Source organism: Ensifer adhaerens (genome assembly GCF_002007205.1).
Lineage (GTDB): Bacteria > Pseudomonadota > Alphaproteobacteria > Rhizobiales > Rhizobiaceae > Ensifer > Ensifer adhaerens_D.
The window spans coordinates 532,309-550,172 of sequence record NZ_LAZS01000006.1; the positions used below are offsets into that span (position 1 = coordinate 532,309).

A 17,864-nucleotide genomic window follows, 5' to 3' on the forward strand; every position below is an offset into this window, starting at 1 on the left:
CGCCCACGCCTCCCCCCCTCCAATCGGGAAAGTAGATTTCATACGGGGCATTTTCATCATCGAACCGACTGTTCGGGCATTGAGCATAAGGAGGGAGTGCGAAGATCGCTCGCATCAGGAGGTTACCGATGACGTTGTCTGCGCCCATCTATCATTTGAAGCGCGAAGCAAAGCGCCTGTCCCGCGATCTGGGAGTTCCGCTGCATGAAGCTCTCGATCGCATTGCCGTGCGCGAGGGCTGCGCGAGCTGGAGCCTGCTTGCCGCTAGGCATGCCGCCGCAAGACCCGATGGCGCACTGCTTGCGCGGCTGAAGCCCGGGGATCTCGTTCTTCTCGGCGCCCGGCCCGGTCAGGGCAAGACGCTGAAAAGTCTCGAGCTTGCCGTCGATGCGATGAGGTCGGGGCATCAAGCCTTCTTCTTCACGTTGGAATATACGGTCAGGGACGTGATCGATCGTTTTCCGGCCATTGGAGCGGACTATGCCCGATTTGCGACGCTCTTCGAGATCGATTGCTCCGACACGATCAGCGCCGACCATATCGTCGGCAAGTTGGCGTCGGCAGCGCGCGGTACGCTGGTTGTCGTGGACTATCTCCAGCTTCTCGACCAGAGGCGCGAGAACCCCGCGCTTGGCGACCAGATCCGCACCCTAAGGTCTTTTGCGCGGGAACGCGGCTTGATCTTCGTCTTCATTTCGCAGATCGACCGGGCCTACGAGGCGACAGAAAAGCCGTTTCCCGACATTCACGATATCCGTCTGCCAAACCCGGTGGATCTCCGGCTTTTTGACAAGACCTGCTTCCTGAACAAGGGAGAGCTCCAGTTTCGAGCGATGAATTGACACCCGGTGCCGGGCCGACATCGGGAACGTATTTCGCGGTGTCGCGTTACCGCTTCAAAGGCAGCAACGCGGAGGCTCTTCAATGAAAGGCATCGTACTCTGGCTCATGGGCGTGCCGCTCATCGTCATCATCCTTCTCTACATGTTCGTATTCTAGAGAAGCAAAATGCAACGGCAGGTTGGCATCTTAACACAACCTTAAGAATCCACTGCCAGATTTGACATCGCGATGATGGACAATCGCAACATCTTTGATCCCCTTTTGAAACCGGCTTTTGCCGGTTTCTTTTTTTTTCAGGAATGCTCAACACTCGGCGTCGTTTGACTTCGGCGTTACTTGGCGGTCAGACCTTGACGGCCTGCTCGACGAAATCCTGGGAGCCGAAGAACTTGAGGTAGCGCTCGACCTCGGCCGGATCGCCGGTCGCCTTGCGCGGGTTGTCGGAGAGCTTCACCGCCGGCCGGCCGTCGGCTTCGCTGACCTTGCAGACGATGGAGATCGGGTTGAGGCCGCTGATTTCCGTCGGGGCACAACCGGCAAAATCATTGGTGAGGTTGGTGCCCCAGCCGAAGCTCATGCGCACGCGCCCCTCGAAATGCCGGTAGGTCTCGATGATCGTGTCGACGTCGAGACCGTCGGAGAAGATCAGGAGCTTTTCGCGCGGGTTGCGGCCCATCTTCTTCCACCAGGCGAGGATTTTTTCACCGCCTTCGATCGGCGGCGCGCTGTCCGGCCGAAAGCCCGTCCAGTCCGCCACCCATTTGGGTGCATCGCGCAGGAATGCCGCCGTGCCGAAGGCATCCGGCAGCACGATCAGGAGATTGCCGCCATAGAGCTGGTTCCAGTCCTGCAGCACCTTGTAGGGTGCTTGAGCCAGCTCCTTGTCGTTGCGGGCAAGGGCTGCGGCCACCATCGGAAGCTCATGCGCGTTGGTGCCGAGCGCTTCCAGATCCGTATCCATGGCAAGCAGCACGTTGCTGGAACCCGAAAACGAGCTTCCGATCCCTTCTTTCAGCGCCTCGACGCACCAGCGCTGCCACAGGAAGCTGTGCCGGCGGCGCGTGCCGAAGTCGGAAATCCTGAGGTTCGGATACTGCCGCAGGCGCTCGACCTTGGACCACATCTTTGCCTTGGCGCGGGCATAGAGCACGTCGAGGGTAAAGGGACCGAGGCCCTTCATCGCCGAGCGCGATCGCAGCTCGTTGATGATCGCCAGCGCCGGGATCTCCCACATGGTGGTCTCCGCCCAGCGGCCGCGGAAGGTCAGCTCGAACTGGCCGTCGCTGCGCTTCAGCTCATAGTCCGGCAGGCGGAACTTGGCGAGCCAGCCAAGAAACTCCGGCGAGAAGATCTGCTTGCGGCCGTAGAACGTATTACCGGCAAGCCAGATCATTTCCTTCTTGGAAAAGCGCAGCTCGCGCGCATGATCGAGCTGGTCGCGCAGTTCCTGCTCGTCGATCTCGTCGGCAAGCCGCACCGTCTTCGTCCGGTTGATCAGCGAGAAAGTCGCGTCGACATCCGGATAGAGCTGCCAGATCATCTGCAGCATCAAGAGCTTGTAGAAATCCGTGTCCAGCAGGCTGCGCACGATCGGATCGAGCTTCCAGGCATGATTGTAGACGCGCCTGGCGATATCGGTCTTCGTCATCGGTGAAATTGCTCCTTCCCCTTGGGCGAGGCTAGATCATCTCGTCTAGTTCAGCTCGACGCCGGCATCACGCATGCGCGTGATCATGGCCTGAAGCGAACCGTTGAGATCGATGCCTCGACAGGCGTCGAGAATGACGGTCGTCGAAAACCCCTGCGCAACCGCGTCGATGGCGGAGAAGGCGACGCAGAAATCCGTCGCAAGGCCGCAGAGCGTCACCTTCCTGATGCCGCGATCCTTGAGATAGCCCGAAAGGCCTGTCGGCGTGCGGCGATCGTTTTCGAAGAAGGCGGAATAGCTGTCGATCTCAGGCCGGAAACCCTTGCGGATCAAAAGCTCGGCGCGGGTCCATTCGAGCGCCGGATGGAAATTAGCGCCGGCGCTGCCCTGGACGCAATGATCCGGCCAAAGCGTCTGCGCGCCGTAGGGCATGGCGATCATCTCGAACGGGCTCTTGCCGGGATGGCTGGAGGCAAAGCTGGAGTGGCCGGCCGGGTGCCAATCCTGGGTCAGCACCACATGCTCGAAGCGGCCAATCAGGCCGTTGATCATCGGCACGATCTCGTCGCCGCCGGCAACACCGAGCGCTCCGCCCGGGCAGAAATCGTTCTGCACATCCACGACGATCAACGCTTTATCCGCCATCATTCACCTCTTGGCCGATCAATCCTCATCGATCACCAAAATCGATTTAAGTCCAAGATCAATCACAGAATTTGAGCGGCGACAAGCCAGTTCCGCATCCATCCGAAATCGGGAAGACAGATAAGCAAAAAGGGCGCCGGTCCAAGCCCGACGCCCTTAATCGAATGCGATCGAAATCGATCAGTTTCCGAGACTGTTGATGTTGTCGGCGATCGAGAAGCCGGAATTGGCGATGCCCACCGGCTGAGCGACGAAGTTCAGGAACTTCGAGAAATCGACCGACGGGTGACGCGAGGCGTAGATGACGTCGCGGTTCTTGATCGGGAAGGTCTGACCGACGATCAGGCTGTCCGGCTTGCTCATGTCGAAGCGGTAGACGATCGGGTAGCGGCCGACGTTGTCGGTCTTCATGCCCTTGCGCAGCATTTCGTTGAAACGCTGTTGGCCGAGCAGGCTCATCACGACATCGGGCTCTTCGTAGCGGAAGATGAAGTAGCCCTTCATGTCGAGCGTGTAGTCCGCACCGCCGCCGGCAAGCCCCATGGCCTCGAGCAAATTGAGATCGTTGGCGCCGAACTCGACGCGCTGGTTGGCCTTGACCGCACCGAGGATCGTGAAACGTCGCGGATCGCGCGTCACGAAAATCTGGTCGCCCGGCTTGACGTGGATGTTTTCCGACGGGTTGTCGATGATCGACTTCAGGAGAACCGTTCCGGTCTTCTTGCCGCGCACCAGCGTGACGAAGGTTTCGTAGGGCTGCGCGACCGGACCGCCGGCCTTGGCGATGACCTCGTTGATCGTCTCGTCGACGAGGCTGAGCGGCACCACCGACGACCTACCGACGGCGCCCGAAACCGTGACGTTGCGCGACGCGGTGCTCATGCTGGTGACGATCACGTCCGGCTCGACGGCCTTCTGCTTCAGCGCTTCCAGGATTTCCTGGCGCGCCTGTTCCAGCGTCAGGCCGGCAAAGCGAACCGGACCAACATAGGGGATCGCCGCCTTGCCGTCCGGCTGAACGACGAGATCGATGCTGGTCTGCTTGGAATCCTGCGTCGAAAACAGGCCGTCGCTGCCGGCTTCGAAGATCGAAACTTTCAGTGCGTCACCGACGCCGATCACGACCCGGCCTACACCGCCGCCAACGCCGAACCGGCGGTTCAACGTCGAGGAGACATAGTCGGAGACGAGGCGCGCCGAGCGGCCGTCCACATCGACGATGTCGAAGACGGTCGCGTTCTGGCGGCCGATTTCGGCACCGGACTGGCCGGCGTCCTTGACGATCGCTCCGGCCAGCGGCCCTTCACCAGGCACAGCCTGGCATCCGACGAGGGCGGAACAAAGCAGAAGGGCACTGACTCGTTTCAACTACGACACTCCACATTCGGCACAGCCATGATTTTGCTCATAGTTCTGCACCGCATCATCTCCCGGCAGGGAATTCGCCGGTCTCTGAAAAGCACAATCGCCGTCCCACAACAAGTCACCCCAAGACCAAGACGGGCAATTTATTTGAGCCCGCGTCTTTCTGGTCATACCTTCGATACCTTGAGCGTGGTTTGTCGCCCCATCCGACTTGGACTGGCGTTGACAGCGTGTATATCTTCAGTCTTTGGGGTTGAAAGCTAGGGACTTTAAGTTAAAAGCTGACTAATGAGGCGGAACGAATATAGCTGGGGATAGCCCGGAAGCATGACGATTGGCGATTGCATTTCGACCTCCGCTGCGCAATCGCAGGTGCAACTTTAACGGCATTTTAGAGCGTTCGATCATACATGGCTGTTGAGATTATTGGGCGTGCATGCCTCGCCCCTGGAGCAGAATCGCCCTCGGCGTTGTTCAAACTTCTACGTCAGGGCAAGTGCACCGTCACCAGCATTCCATCGGATCGCTGGGACGTCGCGCGATTCTGGCATCCCGTCATGGGCACCCAGGGGAAAACCTATTCCTTCGCGGCCGGCGTTCTGGATCAGCTCTACGATTTCGATCCGGCCGTCTTCGGCATGTCGCAGCGCGAGGCCATGTATATGGACCCGCAGCAGCGCGTGCTGCTCCAGCTCGCCTGGCGCGCGCTTGAAGACGCCAACATCTCGGCAACGTCGTTGCATGGCGAAAACGTCGGTGTCTATATCGGCGCATCGAGCCTCGATCACGCCAACCTGACCGTCGAGGATCCGGCGGCGGCCGGGCCCTATTTCATGACCGGCAACACGCTGTCGATCGTCTCGAACCGCATCTCGCACATCTTCGGTCTCAGCGGCCCGAGCATGACGGTCGACACCGCCTGTTCCTCCTCGCTGGTCGCGCTCGACCAGGCGATGCGGGCACTGACATCGGGCGAGATCGACACGGCCATCGTCGGCGGCGTCAACATTCTTGCCCACCCCCTGCCTTTCGTCGGCTTCGCCCAGGCGCGCATGCTGTCGCCGGAAGGCCTCTGCCGCGCCTATGACAATGACGGCGCCGGCTACGTGCGCGCCGAAGGCGGCGTGGTCTTCGTGCTGCGCCGTTCCGACCGGGCGCGGCGGGAGAAAGACCGCAGCTATGCGCGCATCGTCGCGACCGGCGTAAATTCGGCCGGGCGCACCAACGGCATTTCGCTGCCGTCGCGCGAAGCCCAGGCCAATCTGCTGAGGGCAATCTACGAAGGAAACGGCATCGACGCCAATCAGGTGGCCTTCGTCGAAGGTCACGGCACCGGCACCAAGGTCGGCGACCCGGCCGAGGTCTGGTCGATCGGAACGGTCATCGGCGCCAAGCGCCGCGCTCCGGTGCCGATCGGCTCGATCAAGTCGAACATCGGCCATACCGAACCGGCCTCCGGCCTCTTCGGCATGCTGAAAGCCGTGATGGCGCTCGAAAACAACTACCTGCCGGCTTCGCTGCATTTCGACACGCCGAACGAGCATATCGACTTCGACGGCCTGAACGTGCGCGTCACGGCAAACCCGATCGAGCTTCTGCGCGGCAAGCGCGCGCGCCTCGCCGGTATCAACTCCTTCGGCTTCGGCGGTGCCAACGCGCATGTCGTCATCAGCGACCCCGAACCGGCAGCCGATGAAAAGGCCGTAAACCCGTCGTCTTCCGGACATGTTTTCCTGGCGAGCGCCCATACGGCGTCGAGCCTGGAGGCGCTTCTCAGCGACTACAAGACGGCTTTCGCCCATGCTTCCAAGGGCGAAGCGCGCGCGATGATCGCCGCATCGGGTGCCAACCGCACCCATATGCGCCATCGTTTTGCGGCGCGCAGCGATCAGCCCGAGGATATTGTGCGCGCGATCGCGAGCCACCTGGAAAAGCCGGGCTCCGGTATCGGCGAGATCGGCGAGGCCGTCGCGCGCGACGCCAAGGTCGCCTTCGTCTTTTCGGGCAACGGCTCGCAGTGGGCCGGCATGGGCGTGGAAGCCTTCCGCGAAAACCTGCATTTCCGCCAGTGTTTCACCTCGGTCAGCGCACTGTTCAAGTTCCATTCCGACATCACGCTCACCAATCTCCTTTCCGATCCCGACCTCGACAAGAAACTGGCCGACACCAAGATCGCCCAGCCGCTGCTGTTTGCCGTGCAGGCCGCCCTGTCGGACTCGCTGGTTGCCATGGGCATCAAGCCGGTCGCCGTCTTCGGCCATTCCGTCGGCGAAATTGCCGCCGCCTACGCGGCCGGCGCGCTCTCGCTCGTCGATGCCGTTTCGATCGTCGCCAAGCGCTCGCTGCACCAGGACCTGCTTGCCGGCCACGGCACCATGGCCGCCGTCATGCTCGGCGAGGAAGCCGCCCGTGCCTTTGCCGAAGCGCGTGGTCTGGACGAACTCTGTGTCGCTGCAGTCAATGCCCACAATTCCGTGACGATCTCGGGTCCGGCCGAGCAGATCTCGGCCTTCCGCGATGCCGCCCGCAAGGCGAAGATCCCGGTCCAGATCCTCGACATCAATTACCCGTTCCACCACCCGATCATCGACCGGGCGAAGGACGCCTTCCTCTCGGACATCCCGGACATCGCGCCACGTCGTACGGAACTCACCTATCTCTCGACGGTCACAGGCGCCGCGCTCGAGGGCACGCAGCTCGATCCGGACTACTGGTGGAAAAACGTCCGCGAGCCGGTCCGCTTCCAGGCGGCTGCAGAAGCCGCGATCGAAATGGGCTGCCGCCTGTTCATCGAAATCTCGCCGCGCCCGATCCTCTCCTCCTACGTCAAGGAGACGATCAAACAGGCCGCGGCTCCCGGCATGGTGGTGCCCACGCTGCTCAGAGACGTCGCCGAAAGCGGCCAGGATCCGATTTCGGCCGCCATGGCGCGTGCCGTCGCGCATGGCGCCGTGGTCGACACGACCCGGGTCTTCGGCAAGCGTAATGCCTCGATCGCCCTGCCAAGCCTGCCCTTCGAGCCTGTCGAACTGCGCCCGGCAGCAACGACCGATGCCACCGACCTTTTCGGCCGGACCGCTCGGCCCTACCGCCTGACCGGCTGGCGCAGCGATCCGAACAGCGGCAGCTGGAAGAACCATATCGACGCCCACCTCTTCCCGGACCTTGCCGAACACGTTGTCGACGGCAAGGCGATCCTGCCGGGCAGCGGCTTCATCGAAATCGCCGTTGCCGCGGCGCAGCAGTTCTATGGCAGTGACGAAGTCGAGGTCACCAATCTCGAAATCGTCCGGCCGCTGGAGCTCAGCGACACGAAGATCATGGAGCTGTCGACGGTTATGTCACCGGAGACCGGCGACATCGAGATTCGCTCGCGCGAACGGCTTTCGGAAGACGACTGGGCCGTGCATGCGGTTGCCCGCTGCCGCAAGCCGTTGCCGGCGGAAGAGCGCGCCTATCCGTCGCTTGCGGGCCTCGCGAAGACGGCAACGGTGGGCCCTGCCCGCGCCTACGAAACGGCGCGGCAATTCGGTCTCGACTATGGCCCGCGCTTCCAGCTGCTGGCGAAGGCGGTTGCCTACGGCGACCGGCTGGTCGACGTCGAACTGAAGACAGCCGACGCCACGGGACATCCGCTCGTCAGCTATGCGCTGAACCCGATTTCGGTCGATGCGACCTTCCACGGGCTGGTGGCACTCTTCGACCGGTTCACCGGCGACAAGAGCGGCGCGCCTTACATTCCGGTCCGTTTCGGCTCGGTGCGGGTCGTCAACGGCGGCCTGCCGATCGCCCGCGCCATGATCGAGATCGAGCGCGTCAGCGCCAATTCGATCAAGGCGAAGTTCCATTTCTTCGGCCAGTCCGGCGAACCGATCGCCCATTTCGAGGATTGCCGCTTCCGCCGCACCTATCTGCGCAAGCACAAGACGCTCGATGCGCTGTCCTTCCACTACGAGGCGGTGCAATCGGAAGCCGCCCTGCCAGGTCTTCAGCGCAACAGCCTGGTGCCGGTGTCGATCGCCATGCCGGCTGCCGGCGAGGCCGGCGTCGACAATGCAACGCTCTTGTTCAATGCAGCCATCTACCGCGCCTGCCAGGAGATCGCTCTCAAGCTCGCCAAGGGACGCTCGACGATTAAGGGCGGCAACCTGCCTGGCGATTTCGCCTTCCAGTGTTTCCTGACGAGCTGCCTCTATGTGCTGGAGGATGCCGGGATCAGCCAGCACAAGGATGGCGTCTGGACCGTCGCGCAGGAATACACCCTGCCGAGCGTGCCCGAAATTCTGAGCGAGCTTTACGGCGAGCGGCCCGACCGTGCCGTCGAGGCCGTGCTGATCAACAACGCCTACGCGGAAGCGCTCGCCCGTATCGAAGCGCTGCAGGCCGGCGACGAAGCGAACTCCGGCTCGAGCTTCATCAGCGACGCCACGCTTGACCATCAGGCCGTTCATTCGGAGGCAAGCCGCCAACGGATGACCCACGTGCTCGCGGCCCTTGAAAAGGTCTTGGCAACGCAGCCGGCCGGAGCGCGTCTGCGCATCGTCGAAATCGGCAGCGTATCCGCTGGCTTCACCCGGCGGCTGGCAACGCTTACCGAGAAGCATGGCGCAAGCCTTACCGTCTTCGAAGCACGCGACAACGCCCAGCGGGGCCTCGAGCTCGCCTTCGAAAACGACGCCCATGTGCGCATCCTCAAGAAGGGTGAGCTCGCAACGCTTGCGTCCTTCGACCTTGCCGTCAGCGCCTCCGACGCGCTCTATGGCCTGATCGAGGACGATGTCGCCGTTCGCACGGCGCTGCGGACCGCGCTGCGCGATACGGGCGGACTGATTGCCGCCGTCAGTGCGCCTTCGCTGTTCAACGATTTCGCGCTTGGCCTGTCGGAAGGCTGGTTCGCGCACAGCCAGACGGCGGAATTCCCGATCGGCAACCTGGCAGCGGTCCCGCACTGGCAGAAATGTCTTGGCGATCTCGACCTGCGCGACATCGATATTGCCGACCGTGAATGTGCAAGCGGCAACGTCATCCTGGTCGAAGCGCGCGGCGCGGCAACGGCCGCCGTCGGCGCTGCGGTGCCGGCTTCCGGCCCCTACCTGCTGCTGGAGACCGCTGGGCATGAACAGCACGAGCCCTCTGATTCAGCTGTTCGCGTCAGCCTGACCGGCGACGCGTCCGCGGACAAGGTCGTGCTTCTGCAGGCCTTCGAGGCCCTGGGAGACCAACCGCTTCGTGCAGTCTTCCTTGCCGCGACGACGGCTGCGTCGCGCACCGACGATTCCGCCTCTCTGCAAACGCAGATCCTCGTGCTCGGCACATTTGCCGAAGCGTTGCGCCAGCACATCGGCGGCACCGAGCCCGCCGATGACAAGCGGCCCCGTCTCGTACTCGTTGCCCCCGGCGGCGCGCCGATCGCCAGCCGGACGGTGGGAGCGGCGGTTGCAAGCGACGGCGTCAATGCCGGCCTCTGGGCGTTCGCCCGCGTGCTTCAGAACGAGTACGAATTCCTCGACATCCACGCGCTCGATATCGACGGTTCTCCGACGACGGCTGCTCAGATGGCTGCGGCATTGCCTCTGTTGACGGTTGCCGGAGCGAACCGCGAGTGGCTGCTCGAAGGCGAAGAGGGCGCCGCGCTCTCCGAGATCCGGGCCGTGCCGGGTCCGGTCGACAATGCGCACGCAGCAACAGCGGCCTTCAAGGCCGCCACGATCCGCCAGCGCGTCAGCTCTCAGGTCGGCAGCATCGTCTGGGAAGAAAGCGACATTCCGGCCGCAGGTCCGGGTGACGTCGTCGTCGCGGTTGCGGCGACCGGCCTCAACTTCCGCGACGTGATGTGGGCAATGGGCCTGCTGCCGGAAGAAGCGCTCGAGGACGGTTTCGCAGGCGCGACGATCGGCATGGAGCTTTCCGGCCACGTGGTTGCCGTCGGCGACGGTGTCGATGACCTCGCCGTCGGCGACGCCGTCATGGCGATCGCGTCCTCCGCCTTCTCGACCCATGCGGTCGTCTCGCGCGCCGGCGTCGCCAGGCTGCCGCAGTCGGTCAGCCCCGTCGCCGCGGCGACGGTCCCCGTCGCGTTCCTGACGGCCTACTACGCGATGGTCGAGCTCGGGCGGATCCAGCCGGACGAGACGATCCTGATCCATGGCGCCGCCGGCGGTGTCGGTCTCGCAGCGCTCCAGGTCGCAAAGCTGAAGGGCGCCAAGGTGATCGCCACGGCGGGATCGCGTGAGAAGCGTCGCTTCCTGTCGATGCTCGGCGCCGACCACGTCTTCGATTCCCGTTCGCTGGATTTCGTCAACGACGTTCGCGCCGTGACGGACGGTGAAGGCGTCGACCTCGTGCTGAATTCCCTCTTCGCCGAAGCGATGGAGCAGAGCCTGGCGCTGGTCAAACCGTTCGGCCGCTTCCTTGAACTCGGCAAGCGCGACTACTACGCCGACAGCAAGATCGGCCTTCGGCCGTTCCGCCGCAACGTCAGCTATTTCGGCATCGACGCCGACCAGCTGCTGGTCAATCAGCCGAAGCTGACCAAGCGGATCTTCACCGAGATCGGCGCGCTGTTCGAAGACGGCAAGCTGACGCCGCTTCCCTATCGCGCCTTCGACTTCGACGAGATCGGCAATGCCTTCCGGCTGATGCAGAATGCCGGGCATATCGGCAAGATCGTCGTGCTGCCGCCGGTCGCCGGCAAGCACCGTGTCGCCAAGCGTCCGCATGGCGGCATGAAGGTCGACCCGACCGGCATACATCTCGTCGTCGGCGGCATCGGCGGCTTCGGCCTGGCTGCCGCCAACTGGCTCGTCGAAAAGGGCGCGACGAAGATCGCGCTCTGCTCGCGCCGCGGCCAGGCGGATGCCGAGACCATGGCCATGATGGAGATCTGGGCAAAGGCCGGCGTCTCCGCCACGGTTCACGCCTGCGACGTCACCGATCCGGTGGCGACGGAGCGCCTGCTCAAGCAGTTGCGTGCAGCGGCACCGCTCCGTTCGGTGGTGCATGCCGCGATGGTGCTCGACGACGCGCTGATCAGCAACCTCAACCGCGAGCGCAACCGGCCGGTCATCGACACTAAGGCAAAGGGTGCTGCGGTTCTCGACGCTCTGACCAGCGATGACACGCTCGACAACTTCATCCTGTTCTCGTCGGCGACGACGCTTGTCGGCAACCCCGGACAGGCGAACTACGTCGCGGCCAACGGCTATCTCGAAGGTCTCGCCCGCGCCCGCCGCGCCCGCGGCCTTGCGGGCCTTGCCGTCGGCTTCGGCGCGATTGCCGACAAGGGCTATCTCGTCCAGAACACGGATGTGAACGACATTCTCGCCAAGCGCATCGGCAAGACCGCGCTCAAGGCACAGACGGCGCTCGACATGGTCGAAAGCCATCTGGCCTTCGATCCGGGCACCGTCGATGCGGCAACCGTGATGATCTCGGAAATCGACTGGTCGGCCGCGCGCAACTTGCCGGTCGCCAAGAACGCGCTCTTCGAAGTCATCTTGCGCAGCGCCGACCAGCATGCGACGGGCGGCGAAGGCACGAAAATGGACTTGGTCGCCATGATCGAGGGCAAGTCGCCGCAGGAGGCCGAGGATATCCTCTTCGACCTCGTCGCCGGCGAGATCGCCGCGATCCTGCGCGTGTCGAAGGATACGGTCACGCGCGCCAAGGTGTTGAAGGAAATCGGCCTCGACAGCCTGATGGCCGTCGAACTCGGCATGAGCTTCCAGCAGAATACCGGCTTCGACATGCCGCTGAGCGGCGTCGCCGACAACACGACGGTTGGCGATGTCGCCCGCAAGCTCTATGAAAAGGTCAGCAAGCGCGACCAGAGCGACGATGCCGAGCCCGCCGACGACAAGATCGTCAGCGAACTTGCGCAAAGGCACGTTGGGACGGCAAAGGAAAAAGCACAAGGCCAATGAGCACGAACGGAAACGGCCCAGGCGCATCCAAGATGACCAGCAGCCTCAAGGAGAACCTGCTGGACCGGATGAGAAACACGCATCAATCCTCCGAGCGCAACCGCATGGCGCGCTCGGAGCGGGAGATGCCGCCGCCGGCGCGCAGGCAGCAGGCCCGTTTCGAGGACCTGCCGGAATACAAGCAGGTGATGACGCAGAAGTTCGCGAGCGAGCAGCTCGGCATTGCAAATCCGTTCTATCGCGCGCACCAGACGGCGGCGGGGGCCACCACCGTCATCGATGGCCGCAAGCTGATCAACTTCGCCTCCTATGACTATCTCGGCCTCAACCACCATGCGGAAGTGCTGGCGCGAGCGCGGGATACCATCGGCACCTTCGGCATCTCCGCCTCGGCGAGCCGTCTCGTCGCCGGCGAACGCCCGGTGCATATGGCGCTCGAAGAGAAGATCGCAAGCTTCTATGGCGTCGATGCCGCCGTCTGCTTCGTCAGCGGTTACCTGACCAATGTCGCCGCCATCAGCTGCCTGATGGGACCGAAGGACCTCGTCGTCCACGACGAGTTCATCCACAACAGCGCCCTTGCCGGCATCAAGCTCTCGGGCGCGACCCGCCGGCTGTTCAAGCACAACGACGTCGCCGACCTCGAACACGTGCTGCGCACCGTTGCCGGCGACTATCGCCGCATCATGGTGATCGTCGAGGGCATCTACTCGATGGACGGCGATGTCGCCGACCTGCCGGCACTTTTGAAGCTTCGGGCCGAGTATGGCTTCTGGCTGATGGTCGACGAGGCGCATTCGCTTGGCGTTCTCGGCAAGACCGGCCGCGGCCTTGCGGAACATTTCGGCGTCGATCCGCACGAGATCGACATCTGGATGGGCACGCTGTCGAAGACCACCTCGAGCTGTGGCGGCTACATTGCCGGCAGCGATGCGCTGGTCGAAGTGCTGAAGGCATCCGCGGGCGGCTTCGTCTATAGTGTCGGCCTCGCGCCGGTGCTGGCGGCCGCGGCGACCGCGAGCCTGGAGGTGCTGGAACGCGAGCCGGGGCGGACAACGGCACTGCGCCGCAACGGTGCCCTCTTCCTCAAGCTTGCCAAGGAAGCGGGCCTGGACACGGGCCTCTCGAGCGGCTTTTCCGTCGTGCCGGTTCTCGTCGGCGATTCCCTGCGTGCGGTTCAGCTTTCAAACGACCTGCTTGCCGAAGGGGTCAACGCGCTGCCGATCATCCACCCGGCGGTGCCCGAGGGACTTGCGCGCCTGCGCTTCTTCATCACCAGCGATCATACCGAAGAGCAGATCCGCCGGACGGTAACGCTGACGGCCGAGCGTCTGGCCGACCTTACCGAACGCAACTTCGGTCTCGGCGGCATCGACATCGACCAGATGATGAAAGCGCTCTCGGCGCGATAAGCGAAGGCCCCGCATTGCCGCCGGGAATGCTGGAGCGGTTCCGGTAAACAGTTCGCCACGGAAACGCTCTATCTCTTTGTTTCACGCAATTCCGGACACAGGGCCACCTCGCGCCTTTCCGGAATTGCTCCACAACGGACGACCTGCATGACGCATGTGATCATCACCGGTGGCTCGAGCGGGATCGGCCTGGCGGTCGCGTCGATCTATGCGGCGCGCGGCGCACGCGTCTCGCTGATCGCACGCTCTCGCGACCTTCTCGAACAGGCGCAGGCGAAGCTGGCCGCCTCCAACGGGGCGAGCGCCGGCAACGTCAGGATCGAGACCACCGATGTCGCGGAGGAACGCGACGTCGCAGCGGCGATCCGGCGCTGCGAACAGGCTTTCGGTCCCTGCGATATCCTGGTGACGTCGGCGGGTATCGTCGAGCCGGGCCGTTTCGAGGAACTCGACAGTGCCTCGTTCCAACGGCAGATGGAGGTCAATTTTTCCGGCACGGTGCATGCGGTGCGGGCCGTCTATGACGGCATGAAGCGGCGCGGACAGGGCCGGATCATGATGATCTCCTCGGGCTCCGGCCTCATCGGCATCTATGGCTATTCGGCCTATTGCGCCTCGAAGTTCGCGCTTCACGGCTTTGCCCAGGCCCTCCGCTTCGAAGCACGCCCGCACGGCGTGAGCGTCTCCGTGTGTTTCCCGCCGGACACTGAGACGCCGCAGCTTCAACGCGAACTTGCGACCCGCCCCTCCGAAGCCGAGAAGATCATGGGCGTGGTCCGGCCCTGGCCGGCGGACCTGGTGGCGAAGCGGATTGCCGGGGGCATCGACCGGGGCCGGTTCGAGATCTTTTTCGGGCTGACACTCTACCTGCTCGGTCGTTTCGGACCGGCCGTTCGCCCCGTTATCCACTGGTGGTTCGACAGGGCGATCGCACAGGACAGCGCCCCCGCCGCGCATAATCGTGGAGTGTCGGAGCACCAGACCTGACGGCGCTTGTACCTAGCATCGATAAGATCTAAGTGTCGGGCGGACGCTGTGCCGCATAAAGCGGCGTCGGCCGGCATGAAGACATGAAGGTTTCCGCTTGGCGTTGCTTCCCTTTCAGTTGCACGATTACCCGATAACACTGACGCTGAGCTGTTATCTGCTGTCCTGTGCGGTGATCTTCTTCACCGACCGCTTCGCTCTGCCGAAGCGGGAGCGGCGCGCCAATCCCTCACCCTTCGGAAGCACGCAGGACGTGGTCGATGTGCTTGCCCGCCTGCCGGTCATCGCGCTGGTCTTTGCCGGCTTCTTCGCCGGCTCCTGGCGTCCGCTCTATGCGGCAGCCGGCACGATGAGCTTCTTCATCATCTTCACCGGCATTTCCCGCGCCAAGTTCAAGTTCATCCGCGAGCCGCTGATCTTTTCCGACATCGCGCTCGTCGTCGACGTTTTCAAGTACAAGACGATCTTCTATGCGAGCTCGCTGAACGTCGTCTTCTGGACCGTGGCGTTCCTCTACGTCTTCGGTGTTTCCGGCCTCTACTTGTACTTCGAGCCGTCCATCCTGCCGGATCGGGGCAAGGCCTTCTGGATCCTGTTGATGCTCGGCGTCGCCTACGGTCCCTGGCTCTTGCTCTTCTATGGCCCGGTTAACCGGCCGACGGCGGCATTGGTGCAGCGGCTGCTCAAGGTGCTCGACGTCAAGATGAACACGGTGCGCTTCGGCACCTTCGGTTCGGTCGTCTTCCGCTTCATTATCTGGCTCGGTGTCCGTCGCGAAAAGATCGTCGCGGAACTCTCGGAGATCGTCCGGGCCGCCGTGCAGGATCTGATCGGCGACGATGGCTCGCCGCTGATCGTCGTCTGGCAATCGGAATCCTTCATCGACATGCGGCACTTCGGTGTCGATACGCTGAAACTGCCGACGCTGGACCGGTTGCGGCGCGAGGCGGTGCAATGGGGCCGGCTCAGCAGCGTGTTCGAAGGCGGCTATACGCTGCGCACCGAATTCGCCGTCATCAGCGGGCTGGAGCCCGACGACATCCATGTCGATGCGAGCTATCCGTATCTGCGCGCGTCGCACTATGCCGACGTCGTCTGGCCGGGAAAGATGAAGCGGGCGGGCTGGAACACCCACTTCATCCACCCCTATGACCGGACCTTCTTTCTCAGGCACAAGGCGATGCCGCAGCTCGGCTTCTCCAAGCTGACGATGCTCGACGGTTTCGACCATCACCCCGAGCGAGACGGACCCTACGTCACCGACGAGAAGCTCGCGGCGAAGGTGATCGATGCGTGCGAGAAACTGCCCGAAGATGACAACGGCTTCATCTTCGTCGCATCCATGGCCAATCACGGCCCATGGGAGCCGGGCCGTGTCGGAGACCTCACCAATCCCGTCGATATCTACCTCGCCATCCTCGAACAGTCCGACGCAGCGCTCAACACATTGAGCGAGCGGCTCGACAAGCTCGACCGTCCGGTCTGGCTCGTCTTCTACGGCGACCACGCGCCGCTGCTCAAATCCTTTGCCGACCCCTTTCCGGATCCGCGTACGGACTACATGATCGTGCCGCTCGCTAAGGCAAAGCGGTCGTCCCACAAGCCGGTCGAGCCGAGCAGCGTCGAGGCGTGGAACCTGATCGAGGCGCTTCTCAACCGCGCGAACCTGAGAAAGGATAAGCTGCGGTAGCGGCGGTCGACGGATGGAGGACGCTTCGATGATATCGGCCGGTGCGGCCGGCCGCCCGGGACAGCGGGTTTTCCTGTTCCTGCAGGGCCCCTCCTCGCCGATCTTCGGCAAGATCGCCGACCGGCTCGAAGCCCTTGGCCACCGCTGCCTGAGGATCAATCTGAACGCCGGCGACCAGATCTTCTGGCGACGCAAGGGCGGCTTCAACTATCGCGGCACGGCGGCGGGCTGGCCCGGCTATCTTGAGACTTTCATCGCGACTCACGGCGTCACCGATATGCTGCTTCTCGGCGAGGAGCGGCCCTATCACCGGGCAGCCACCGCCGTCGCCAGGCAGGCGGGCGTCAGCGTTGCCATCATCGAAATGGGCTATCTGCGGCCGGACTGGCTGACGCTCGAGCGCAACGGCATGTCGTCGAACTCCCATTTTCCGAACGACGCCGGACAGATCCTTTCGGCTGCTTCAAGCCTGCCGGAGCCGGACTGGCGCAAGCGCTACAGCCAGACGTTCCTCGCCGATGCGAGCTACGACCTGCTCTACAATCTGCCGAACGTCTTCTTCTGGTTCCTGTTTCCTCACTATCGCCGCCACGCGATTTTTCATCCGCTCGCCGAATATGCCGGCTGGGTGCGCCGGCTGCTGTCCGAGAAGCGGCGCAACGCGGAAGCCGAGGCGACCGTCGCGAAACTTCTTTCGGACGATGCCCCCTACTTCGTCTATCCACTGCAGCTCGAAACCGACTTTCAGCTCCGGGCGCATTCGCCCTTCCACAGCCAGAGGGATGCGATCTCAGAGGTTCTGGCTTCCTTCGCGGCAAGCGCTCCGCAAGATGCCCGCCTCGTCTTCAAGGTTCATCCGCTCGACAATGACCTCATCCCCTGGCGCAGCTTCATCGAACAGCGCGCAGCCGGATTGGGCCTGGGCGGGCGCGTCTTCTACCTCGATGGCGGCAACCTCGACACGCTTGGCGAGGCGAGTGCCGGCATGGTCACGGTGAATTCGACGGCCGGCCTGCATGCCCTGAAACAGGGGCGATCGGTCAAGGTGCTCGGGACTGCCGTCTTCGATATTGCCGGGCTGACCGACCAGCAGCCGCTCGACACCTTCTGGCAGGGGCCGCAAGCGCCGCAGCCTGAACTCAGTGATGCGATGTTCCGCCTGCTCGCCGCGTCGATCCAGGTGCGCGGCAACTTCTATTCCCGCGCCGGAACCGACGCCGGTGCAGAAGCGATCGCCCGGCGGCTGGACGAAAGCAGCCTCAATGAGCCCGGCGCCTTCATTGACCCGCCGCCGCGGCAGAAGCCGGCGAAGCGGGTGCGTTCCCCTTCGCGCCAAGGGTAACGCACCTTTC

The 17,864-nt window shown here is 63.3% G+C and carries 9 protein-coding genes; 6 read left to right on the forward strand and 3 right to left on the reverse strand.

The window, feature by feature from the left end:
* Window positions 1–128 precede the first annotated feature (128 nt).
* Window positions 129–842: a DNA helicase gene (locus XB14_RS15270; protein WP_077962428.1), complete on the forward strand. Its 714-nt coding sequence runs from the start codon at window positions 129–131 to the stop codon at window positions 840–842.
* 344 nt (window positions 843–1,186) lie between these two features.
* Here the strand turns inward: XB14_RS15270 and pncB are convergent, their stop codons facing one another.
* The 3 genes from pncB to XB14_RS15285 all read right to left on the reverse strand — a co-directional run bounded on the left by pncB (window position 1,187) and on the right by XB14_RS15285 (window position 4,504).
* A complete protein-coding gene (pncB, locus tag XB14_RS15275) occupies window positions 1,187–2,491 on the reverse strand; it encodes a nicotinate phosphoribosyltransferase (RefSeq protein ID WP_077962429.1) in 1,305 nt (434 codons plus the stop codon).
* Between the two features lie 45 nt (window positions 2,492–2,536).
* Complete coding sequence (gene pncA, locus XB14_RS15280; RefSeq protein WP_077962937.1) at window positions 2,537–3,136, reverse strand: bifunctional nicotinamidase/pyrazinamidase; 600 nt, start codon at window positions 3,134–3,136, stop codon at window positions 2,537–2,539.
* A gap of 180 nt (window positions 3,137–3,316) precedes the next feature.
* On the reverse strand, window positions 3,317–4,504 hold the full coding sequence (locus XB14_RS15285; RefSeq protein ID WP_077962430.1) for a polysaccharide biosynthesis/export family protein: 1,188 nt from the start codon (window positions 4,502–4,504) through the stop codon (window positions 3,317–3,319).
* A 407-nt stretch (window positions 4,505–4,911) separates the two neighbouring features.
* Here XB14_RS15285 and XB14_RS15290 point away from each other — a divergent pair, with 407 nt between their 5' ends.
* From XB14_RS15290 to XB14_RS15310, 5 genes are all read left to right on the forward strand, one after another.
* Window positions 4,912–12,423 carry a type I polyketide synthase gene (locus XB14_RS15290; RefSeq protein WP_077962431.1) on the forward strand — a complete coding sequence of 2,504 codons (7,512 nt, stop codon included), beginning with the start codon at window positions 4,912–4,914 and terminating at the stop codon, window positions 12,421–12,423.
* Window positions 12,420–13,835: an aminotransferase class I/II-fold pyridoxal phosphate-dependent enzyme gene (locus tag XB14_RS15295; RefSeq protein WP_077962432.1), complete on the forward strand. Its 1,416-nt coding sequence runs from the start codon at window positions 12,420–12,422 to the stop codon at window positions 13,833–13,835. Before XB14_RS15290 ends, XB14_RS15295 begins: the two co-directional genes overlap by 4 nt.
* A gap of 147 nt (window positions 13,836–13,982) precedes the next feature.
* Window positions 13,983–14,822 (forward strand): SDR family oxidoreductase, encoded by an 840-nt coding sequence (locus tag XB14_RS15300; protein ID WP_077962433.1) that lies wholly within the window; start codon window positions 13,983–13,985, stop codon window positions 14,820–14,822.
* A 97-nt stretch (window positions 14,823–14,919) separates the two neighbouring features.
* Entirely contained in the window at window positions 14,920–16,512 is a 1,593-nt protein-coding gene (locus XB14_RS15305) for an LTA synthase family protein (protein WP_077962434.1), read from the forward strand.
* Window positions 16,513–16,540: 28 nt separating this feature from the next.
* Window positions 16,541–17,854 (forward strand): capsule biosynthesis protein, encoded by a 1,314-nt coding sequence (locus XB14_RS15310; RefSeq protein ID WP_077962938.1) that lies wholly within the window; start codon window positions 16,541–16,543, stop codon window positions 17,852–17,854.
* Window positions 17,855–17,864 lie beyond the last annotated feature (10 nt).